The following is a 9,783-nucleotide window of genomic DNA, read 5'->3' as shown; positions in this document are numbered from 1 at the left end:
CTGCTGCGTGACGCGATGACGCTCGCGCAGGCTGACGAAGCGGAACGTCAGTTAGGAATCTGGGAGACCCGAACCAGATAGAGCCCGCGACAGTCCCTGCCTTCGCGGCGTGCGGCGCGTTCGGTTGCCTCAGCGGCTACGATGAACCAGAAATCCTCCCTCCGTGATCCCGGCCTCGTTCAGAAGCTTCAGGGCCTCGGCTTTTTCTTCCTCATTCAAGACTACGGCGGGCTTCGGCGGCGTATCACGCAACTTCTTGTAGTTCGCCTGAAAGCGGTTGAGCGTCTCGGTATTGGCCCCGCGTGCTTTGTCCAGCTGATCGAGCTGGTTCAACGCCGCTTTGATCTGATGGGCTTCGCCGATCTTGCCGAGATCCCGGATCACCGGCGCGCTGCGTTCCGGCAGCGCCGCCAGGGAGGACAACCCGGTCTGAAGCGAGCCCGATGCTTCCGTGCTCAGGAAAAGGTCATGCGACGGTCGTCGCGGACATGCCGATTTGATCTCCTTCACGGAGCCGCTCATGCCCCATCCTCTCTCCCGCGCCGCCATCGTCGCCGAAGCGCGCGAATGGATCGGCACGCGCTACATTCATCAGGCCTCGGTGAAGGGCGTCGGTTGCGATTGCCTCGGGCTGCTGCGCGGGGTGTGGCGCAACTGTATCGGCGTTGAGCCGGAGACCGCGCCGCCCTATGCGCCGGACTGGGCGGAAGCATCGGGCGAGGAAGCGCTGGCGGAAGCCGCGCTGCGTCATCTGGTGCCGATAGGTCGGGATGAATTCGGCGCCGGCGACATCCTGCTGTTTCGCTGGCGCGATGGTTTTGTCGCCAAGCATGCGGCGATCGCGTCCGGCGAGGGCAGCATGATCCACGCCCATGACGGCGCGGCGGTGTGCGAAGTCGCATTGGCGCCGTGGTGGCGGCGGCGGCTGGCTTTTGCGTTTCGGTTTCCCGGAGTCGACTGATGGCCGCACTCGTTCTTTCCGCCGCGGGCGGCGCCATCGGCGGCGTGTTCGGGCCGATCGGCGCGATCGCCGGAAGGCTGGCCGGCGCGGTGGTCGGCAACATGCTCGACCAGGCGCTGTTCGGGCCGGGCGCGCAGACCGCAACCGGGCCGCGGCTCGCCGATCTCGACGTCATGGCCTCGACCGAGGGCGCGCCGATACCGCGCGTCTATGGCCGTGCGCGGTTGGGCGGCCAGGTGATCTGGGCGACCGATCTCGAGGAGGTGGCGACCGACGACACCACCACGCCGGCCAGCGACGGCGGCAAGGGATTTGGCGGCGGCGCCGCGGCAACGGCGACCACCACCACCACCTATACCTACTTCGCCAATTTCGCGGTCGGGCTGTGCGAAGGCGCGATCGGGCGCGTCGCGCGGGTGTGGGCCGACGGCAAGCCGCTCGATCTCGACGGCGTCAATATGCGCGTCTATCGCGGCACCGAGGTCCAGTTGCCCGACGGGCTGATCGTGGCGAAGCAGGGCGCCGGCAATGCGCCGGCCTATCGCGGCCTCGCTTACGTGGTGTTCGAGCGGCTGCCGCTGGCCAATTTCGGCAACCGGATTCCGCAACTGTCGTTCGAGATCATCCGCCCGGTTGGCCTGCTCGAACAGATGGTCCGCGCGGTGACGCTGATCCCGGGCAGTACCGAGTTCGGCTATGAGCCTTCCGCCACGGTGCAACTGCTCGGCCCCGGCCAGTCGGCGCCGGAGAACCGGCATCTGGCGAGTGCGCGCTCCGACGTGGTGGCGGCGCTCGACGACCTGCAGGGCGTCTGCCCGAACCTGCAGCGCGTCGCGCTCGTGGTAGCGTGGTTCGGCTCCGACCTGCGCGCCGGCCATTGCTTGGTCCGGCCGGGCATCGACAACGCCGCGAAGTCGACCAGCCCGTTTACGTGGTCGGTGGACGGCGTCGATCGCGCGCACGCTTATGTAGTGTCGCAGGTCGACGGCTTTCCGGCGTTCGGCGGCACGCCGTCCGACGACAGCGTGGCGCACCTGATCGGCGAGCTGAAGGCGCGCGGGCTCAAGGTGACGTTCTATCCATTCGTGATGATGGACGTGCCGGCGGGCAACGGCCTGCCGGACCCGTGGAGCGGCGCGGGCTCGCAACCGCCTTATCCATGGCGCGGCCGGATCACCTGCGATCCCGCGCCGGGACGGCCCGGCTCGCCACAGGGCACCGCGACCGCCGCGACGCAGGTGAATGATTTTTTCACCGGCGGCGTCTGGAACTATCGCCGCATGGTGCTGCATTACGCGCAGCTCTGCGCCTCGGCCGGCGGCGTCGAGGCGTTCCTGATCGGCTCCGAGTTGAAGGCGCTGACGCGGGTGCGCTCCGGCGCCGGCGTCTATCCGGCTGTGTCGGCGCTGGTATCGCTGGCAGCGGAAGTGAAGGCGATCGTGGGTGGTGCGCTGGTGACCTATGGCGCGGACTGGACCGAGTACGGCGCTGACGTCGTCGATCCCGCGGCAAGTGAAGTGCGGTTTCCGCTCGATCCGCTATGGGCCTCGCCTGCGATCGGCGCGGTCGGCATCGATTACTACGCACCTTTGGCCGACTGGCGCGACGAGGCCGGGCATCTGGATTCCGAAATCGCGGCGACGACCTACGACCGCGCCTATCTGCGCGACAACGTGGCGGCCGGCGAGGCCTATGACTGGTACTATCCGAATGACGTTGCGCGCGACGAACAGGACCGGGTCGAGATCAGCGACGGCCTCGGCAAGCCGTGGACGTTTCGCGTCAAGGACCTGTGGAACTGGTGGTCGAACCCTCACCATGAACGCGTCGGCGGCGTCGAGGCAGGCGCGCCCACGGCGTGGACGCCGCACGCAAAACCGATCTGGCTGACCGAGGTCGGCTGTCCCGCGGTGGACAAGGGCGCCAACCAGCCCAGCGTGTTTCCCGATCCAAAGTCGTCGGAAAATTTCATCCCGTATTTTTCGTCGGGCGAGCGCGACGACCTGATGCAGCGCCGCTATTGCGAGGCGATCCTCTCCGCCTTCGATCCGACGTTCGGCGCCACCGATGCCGACAATCCGGTATCGCCTGTATATGGCGGGCGGATGGTAGATGCCTCCGCGATCCATCTGTGGACCTGGGATGCACGGCCGTATCCGGTATTTCCGGCGGCGCAGGATATCTGGAGCGACGGCGCCAACTGGCACACCGGGCACTGGCTCACCGGCCGGCTCGGCGGCGCGCCGATCGATGCGCTGGTAGCGAAGCTGCTCGACGATACCGGGGTCGGCGGGGTCGGTGCATCCGGCCTGCGCGATAGCTGCGACGGCTATGTGGTGGACCGGCCGATGGCGCCGCGCGCGATGATCGAGCCGCTGGCGATGGCCTATGCGTTCGATGCCACCGCGGCCGACGGCACGCTGCGCTTCATCCAGCGCGGCGGCGCGCCGGTGGTGGAAATATTCGAGGACGAACTGGTGGCAACCGACGACGGCGCGCTGGCGCGGCTGACACGGGCGCAGGAGACCGAGCTGCCGGCCGAGGTCGGGCTCGGCTTCAGCGACGCGCTGGTGGACTATCGCCGCTCGGCGGTGACCTCGCGAAAACTGGTGGGCGGCGCGCGGCGGATGTTGCATACGGATCTTGCCGTCATCACCAACGATGCTGCGGCGACGCGGCGCGCGGAGATCTGGCTGCAGGACCTGTGGGCGTCGCGCGAGCGCGTGGAGTTCTCACTCGGCATCAGCGCGCTGCGGCTGGCGCCGGGCGACGTGGTGGCGCTGACGCTGAACGCGCGGCGGCGGCTGTTCGAGATCGACGGCTTCGTCGATACGCAAGCGCGCCAGGTCAGCGCCCGCAGCATCGATCCGGAAGTGTTCGCGGTGCCGTTGGCCGCGCCGCGGATGCGGCGGCCGGCGATGCCGCCATCGCTGGGGCCGGTGCAGGCCGTCGCGCTGAACCTGCCGGTGATCGATGCGTCGAAGCCCGACGTGCTGACGCGGCTGGCGGTGTTCGCCAATCCGTGGCCGGGCTCGGTGGTGATCTGGAAATCCGCCGACGGCGCGAGTTTCCAGGTCGCCGCGGTGGCAGCGGCGCCGTCGGTGGTCGGCGAGACGCTGGACCCGCTGCCGGCGGGGCCGCAGGCGCGCTGGGACCGCGGCAACGCATGCCGCGTGCGGCTCTATGGCGGCGCGCTGACGGCACTGTCGGACGCGCGGGTGCTGGGCGGCGGCAATGCCGCGGCGGTGCAGAATGCCGAGGGCGCGTGGGAAATTTTGCAGTTCGCGCAGGCCGAGCTGGTCGATGGCAACACCTATCGGCTGTCGCGGTTGCTGCGCGGGCAATTGGGATCGGAACCGGCGATGGCGGCGCTGTTGCCGCCCGGCGCGCCATTCGTGCTGCTGGATCGCACCCTGGTGCCGATCGCGCGCGGCGTGGACGCGCTGGACCGCGCGATGGCGTTGCGCATCGTCGCCAATGGCCGCGCCCATGACGATCCCAGCGCGGTGGCGCTGACAGTGACGACGGATGCCACCGCGCTAAAACCGCTGGCGCCGGTGCAGGTCAGGGCAACGCGGCAGGCCGACGGCATCCACATCACGTGGATTCGCCGCAGCCGTATTGATGGCGACGGCTGGGCCGTCGAGGTGCCGCTCTCTGAGGCGAGCGAGGCGTATCGGCTGGAGATAATTTCCGGCGCGGCGGTGATCCGCACCATGTCCTGTGCGACCTCGCAGTCGCTGTACGCCATCGCCGACGAGATCGCCGACTTCGGCGCGCCGCAGGCGAGCCTGCGGGTCCGCGTGGCGCAACTGTCGGCCAGCGTGGGCGCGGGATTTGCGACGGACTTTACGCTGGTTGTTTAAATTTTTTTCGTTTCCCGGACGCGCTGCAGCGTTCTTCACGCTGCTGCGCAGATCCGGGATCCCGCTTGCTTTCTGAAACGTACCGGGACCCCGGCTCTGCGAAGCGATACTTTGTATCGCATCGCGTCCGGGGAACGGGTCACACTGGATCATCCCCATGACCGACACCCCCAACCTCGGACTGCCCTTCATCGAGGGCAGCCAGGCGCAGAAGCATGTCACGCATAACGAGGCGCTGCGGATTCTCGATGCCGCGATCCAGATCGCGGTGCAGGACATCACGCGAAGCGCGCCGCCCGCGAGCCCGGCGGAAGGCCAGCGTCACGTCGTGGCCGCCGGCGCGACCGGGGCCTGGGCCGGGCAGGACCACGCCATCGCCACCTGGCAGGACGGCGCCTGGGCGTTTCTCGCGCCGCACATCGGCTGGTGCATCTGGTCGGTAGCCGATGCCGTCATGTTCGTGTTCGACGGCAGCCACTGGCGCGACCTGCGCAGCCTCGCACTCGACAACGCCGCGCATCTCGGCATCAACACGTCGGCCGACAGCAGCAACCGGCTGAGCGTGAAATCCAACGCCGTGCTGCTGTCGCATGACGACGTCACGCCCGGCAGCGGCGACATGCGGCTGACGCTGAACAAGTCGGCGGCCGGCAAGGATTCAGGCCTCGTCTTCCAGGATGGATTTTCGGCGCGTGCATTGCTCGGCCTGTTCGGTGACGACAACTTTACCTGCAAGGTCTCGCCCGACGCGGTGACCTATCGCGCCGCGCTGACCATCGACAAATCGAACGGCCAGGTCGGCCTCGACCAGTCGCCGAAGTTCCTCGCCTACCTGAATTTCGACAAGTATTGCGCGGCGGGCGTCTTCACCAAGGTGCAGTTCAACAACACAAGACACAACGACCAGAGCGCGTTCGACGCCGCCAACAACCAGTTCGTGGCGCCGGCGGCGGGATACTACTTGTTCGGCTTTCGCGTGATGTTCAAGGTCAATGCAACGGTGCCGTCCGCCGTCTATGCGGCGATCTACAAGAATGGCAGCGAGTTGCTGGACGACACGCGGGTGCAGAGCTCGGGCACGGTGGTCAGCAACAGAACGATGCTGGCGTCGCAGTCGGTGCTCAAGCTCGCTTCCGGCGATGCGATCTCGGTGTGGGCCCTGATGGAAACCAACGACGGCTATATCGCGGCGGCGCAAAACAGCTTCTACGGCCACCGCATCGCCTGATCGCACAGCATTGCCGACCGCGCGGCGCGCCGCGCGTCCCGTTTGCCACCGATGGTCATTTTCCGGTCGTGGCCGGGGAAGGGAGCATGTCATGAAGATCGACGAGCCGACGTTGCGTCGGTTGTGGCCGGCGGGCGATAGCAAGGTGCCCGGACTGATCGCCGGGATCGCGACATCCTCCGCGGCGGTGTTCGCCAGATACGGCATCTCGACGCCGCTGCTGGTGGCGCATGTGATGGCGCAGATCTCGCATGAATGCGGGGCAGGCCGCGACGTCGTCGAGAACATGAACTACACTGCCGGTCGGATGATGCAGGTGTGGCCGTCGCGGTTTCCGACCATGGCCAGTGCGCAGCCTTACGCCGGCCATCCCCAGGCGCTGGCCAACAAGGTCTACAACGGCCGCATGGGCAACCGAGCCGACTCCGACGACGGCTGGAATTTTCGCGGCCGCGGCGCGGCGCAGACCACCGGACGCGAAGGCTATGCGCGGGTCGCGAAGGCGACCGGCATCGATGTGGTCGGCGATCCCGATCTGCTGATCGACCCGCGCTATTTCCTCGAATGCGGCGTGTCGGATTTCGTCAATTGCGGCTGTCTGCCCTATGCGAAAGCCGATGACGTGCTGAACGTCACAAGGCGGCTCAACGGCAGCACGGTGGGCCTCGCGCAGCGCAGGGCGTGGCTGTCGAAGTGGAAGGCCGCGCTGTCAGACGCCGCGGTGGCGAGGCTGCCGGTGGTTGTCGCGCCTGCGCTGGCGCCGGCCGTGCCGCGATCGGGATGGGCGTCGATCGTCGCCGCACTGGCCGCGGCGTTCCGAAGGGCATGACGGTCGGCACCGAAGGCAACCGCGATCGGCGGGTTACGATCTGGAGATCGAGGCGAGCGAGCGCGCCGTCGTTTTCAGGTGGCCGACGATTTCCACATCGCACCAGTAAACCACACTGCCGAGAAACAGCCAGAAGCTTATGGGCTCCAGAAACCGGCGCCAGGTCGCGAACCCCGACAGAACCGTCCCGGCAAGAACAATGATCAGCGCCTTGTAGAGCGAACCGCTCACCGTCAATACGGAGAAGCCAGCCATCATCCCGATAATGGGAGCCTTGATGATAGTCCTTAAATGCGTCCTGATGAAATCCAGCGTCCAGCGTTCCAGTTCGTCATCTGAAAAATCGTCGGAAAGCTCCCGGTGCGTATCGATCGCCATGTAGGTCACAATCCCCCTGAAAACAACACGATATCCACACCATCTCGGCGTGTAAACAGCGGTTGTGACATCTGCTGACATCAATCCAGGTGCGAGACGAAGTTTTTTGAGCGTTCTGTACGGTCGCTGACCGGACATCGCGCGGTGCGCTGGCACGGTGCCGGTGGCGCGTGCCGTGGCACAGATGGCCGTGGGGACGGTGCTGCAGATGGCGCCGGGGCAATGAACGTCCGCGCTGCATCCTGATCGCGATTTGCATACATCATGGCCGCGCTGGTCGCGGCGTTTCGGAGGGCTTGACCATGGAATGGAGCGATCTGGCGAAACAGGTGATTGCGCTGGGAGCGCCGCTGCTGGGCACGGCGCTGGGCGGGCCACTCGGCGGCGTTGCCGGCGAGATTCTCGCCAAGGCGGTGGGCTCGGTCAATCCGACCCCGGCGGCGGTGCAGGCGCAGCTTTCGGCGGCGGATCCGAACCGGCTGGCGGAAGCCGAAGCGCACTGGACTGCCATGATCCAGGCCGAGGCCGAGACCCAGCGCACCGCCATCTCGGAGACGCAGCAAACCATCCGCGCCGAGATCGCAAGTTCCGACCCCGTGCAAAAGTGGTGGCGGCCGGCCTATGCGTTCGAGCTGACGCTCGAATGCGCGGTGCTGTGGGCGGTCTTGATGCACGAGTTCTGGACCGGCGACATCCAGACCATCAACGCGCTGGTCAACGCCACCGCGCTGCTGGTGACCTATTGGGGGTTCCGGTTCGGCGTGCTAGGCGTCTATATCAGCGGCCGTACCCGCGAAAAGGTCAGCGCCGCCACCGGGCAGGACGCGCCCGGCATGGTCGAGCGACTGGTCAAGGCGGCGATGAAGAAGAAGTAATGTCGGCGATGGCCGCCGTTCATTCGCCGTTCACGGGGGGATGGCGCATGCTGTGGGCGGCACTACCGCCAGCTTGAGGATTCGGTCTTGCGCCTGCTTGTCGTCGAAGATGATCCCGATCTGAACCGCCAGCTCACCACGGCGCTGGTCGATGCCGGCTATGTGGTCGACCGCGCCTTCGATGGCGAGGAGGGCCACTTCCTCGGCGACAGCGAGCCCTATGACGCCGTGGTGCTCGACATCGGCCTGCCGAAGATGGACGGCATCTCGGTGCTGGAAGCCTGGCGCCGCAACAAGCGGGTGATGCCGGTCTTGATCCTCACCGCGCGCGACCGCTGGAGCGACAAGGTGCAGGGGTTTGACGCCGGCGCCGACGATTACGTCGCCAAGCCGTTCCATCTCGAAGAGGTTCTGGCGCGAATCCGCGCGTTGCTGCGCCGCACCGCCGGCCACGCGCAGAGCGAGCTGACCTGCGGGCCGGTGTCGCTGGATACGCGCACCGGGCGCGTCAGCGTCAACGGCAATCCGATCAAGATGACCTCCCACGAATACCGCCTGCTGGCCTATCTGATGCACCATACCGGCCGGGTGATCTCGCGTACCGAACTGGTCGAGCATCTCTACGACCAGGATTTCGATCGCGACAGCAACACCATCGAGGTGTTCGTCGGGCGCATCCGCAAGAAGCTCGGGGTCGACATCATCCAGACCGTGCGCGGGCTCGGCTACCTGCTGACGCCCCCGAGCAAGGCTTAGGGAAACGCATTGCGGTGAGGTGTGGCGGGAAGGCTCGGCTGGAGGGCTGGCCGACGACGCAATTCGGCGTGCCGGCGCCGGGGATTGCTTCGCCTGCGGGCCGCAATGACGTGTTAGGCTGAACCGTGCGCCGCAATTCGCTTGCTCTTCGCCTGTTCCTGAGCGCGACCGCCTGGGTGGTCATCATCCTGGCGGTGACCGGGTTCATCCTGTCGTCGGTGTACCGCGAGGCGTCGGAACGTGCGTTCGACCGCCGGCTGAATTTCTATCTGCGCACACTGGTGGCCGAGGTCGGCAACGGCGAGGACAACAACCCCGACCGCGAGCTGCAATCGCTCGGCGAGCCGATGTTCGAATTGCCGCTGTCGGGCTGGTACTGGCAGATTGTGCGGCTGGACAGCGACAAGCAGGAGCAGCGCGCCTCGCGCTCGCTATGGGACAAGAAGCTGCCGCGTCTCGACCAGCCCAGCGTGCCGCTCAGCGACACCGGGGTCCGGATCGCCTACGCCACCGGACCGGAGAACCAGAAACTGCGCATCGTCGAGCGGCCAATCGATCTTGGCATCGACGGACGCTTCCTGGTGTCGGTCGCCGGCGACGCCACCGAGATCACCGACGAGACGCGGGCGTTCGATGTCTATCTGATGGTGACGTTCGCGGCGCTGTCGATCGGGTTGATCCTCACCACGATCTTCCAGGTGCGGTTCGGCCTTGCGCCGCTGAAGCGGATTTCGGAATCGATCGCCGATGTCCGCTCTGGCCGTGCCGAACGGCTGGAGGGCGACTTCCCCGTTGAGATCGCGCCGCTGGCCCGGGAGACCAACGCGTTGATCGAGGCCAACCGCGAGATCGTCGGGCGCGCCCGCACCCATGTCGGCAATCTGGCGCAC

Annotated in this window: 8 protein-coding genes and 1 pseudogene; 7 read left to right on the top strand and 2 right to left on the bottom strand. The window is 66.7% G+C overall.

The annotated features are described in order from the left end of the window. Positions 1-129 precede the first annotated feature (129 nt). The gene (locus tag JWR89_RS10395) at positions 130-522 is read right to left on the bottom strand and encodes a hypothetical protein (protein WP_299715282.1); all 393 of its coding nucleotides are present in this window, start codon (positions 520-522) and stop codon (positions 130-132) included. Here JWR89_RS10395 and JWR89_RS10390 point away from each other — a divergent pair. From JWR89_RS10390 to JWR89_RS10375, 4 genes are all read left to right on the top strand, one after another. Then, positions 521-961 (top strand): NlpC/P60 family protein, encoded by a 441-nt coding sequence (locus JWR89_RS10390; RefSeq protein ID WP_299715281.1) that lies wholly within the window; start codon positions 521-523, stop codon positions 959-961. The genes JWR89_RS10395 and JWR89_RS10390 overlap by 2 nt on opposite strands. Further along, complete coding sequence (locus JWR89_RS10385; RefSeq protein WP_299715279.1) at positions 961-4,827, top strand: glycoside hydrolase/phage tail family protein; 3,867 nt, start codon at positions 961-963, stop codon at positions 4,825-4,827. The genes JWR89_RS10390 and JWR89_RS10385 overlap by 1 nt, the downstream gene beginning before the upstream one ends. A gap of 157 nt (positions 4,828-4,984) precedes the next feature. Continuing rightward, a complete protein-coding gene (locus tag JWR89_RS10380; protein ID WP_299715276.1) occupies positions 4,985-6,055 on the top strand; it encodes a DUF2793 domain-containing protein in 1,071 nt (356 codons plus the stop codon). A gap of 91 nt (positions 6,056-6,146) precedes the next feature. Beyond that, entirely contained in the window at positions 6,147-6,884 is a 738-nt protein-coding gene (locus tag JWR89_RS10375; protein ID WP_299715274.1) for a glycoside hydrolase family 19 protein, read from the top strand. Between the two features lie 33 nt (positions 6,885-6,917). Here the strand turns inward: JWR89_RS10375 and JWR89_RS10370 are convergent, their stop codons facing one another. After that, entirely contained in the window at positions 6,918-7,262 is a 345-nt protein-coding gene (locus tag JWR89_RS10370) for a hypothetical protein (RefSeq protein WP_299715272.1), read from the bottom strand. Between the two features lie 302 nt (positions 7,263-7,564). Between JWR89_RS10370 and JWR89_RS10365 the strand changes: the two genes are divergently transcribed. The 3 genes and pseudogenes from JWR89_RS10365 to JWR89_RS10355 all read left to right on the top strand — a co-directional run. Next, positions 7,565-8,137, top strand: a complete 573-nt coding sequence (locus tag JWR89_RS10365; RefSeq protein ID WP_299715270.1) for a 3TM-type holin — start codon at positions 7,565-7,567, stop codon at positions 8,135-8,137. An 87-nt stretch (positions 8,138-8,224) separates the two neighbouring features. After that, positions 8,225-8,893, top strand: a complete 669-nt coding sequence (locus tag JWR89_RS10360; protein WP_299715267.1) for a response regulator transcription factor — start codon at positions 8,225-8,227, stop codon at positions 8,891-8,893. A 125-nt stretch (positions 8,894-9,018) separates the two neighbouring features. Beyond that, positions 9,019-9,783, top strand: a pseudogene (locus tag JWR89_RS10355) (sensor histidine kinase); the annotation flags it as partial.

It is taken from the genome of Tardiphaga sp. (assembly GCF_028290785.1).
Classification (GTDB): domain Bacteria; phylum Pseudomonadota; class Alphaproteobacteria; order Rhizobiales; family Xanthobacteraceae; genus Tardiphaga.
The sequence above is the reverse complement of the archived record's forward strand: the minus strand, read 5'-3'. Positions and strand labels throughout refer to the sequence as shown.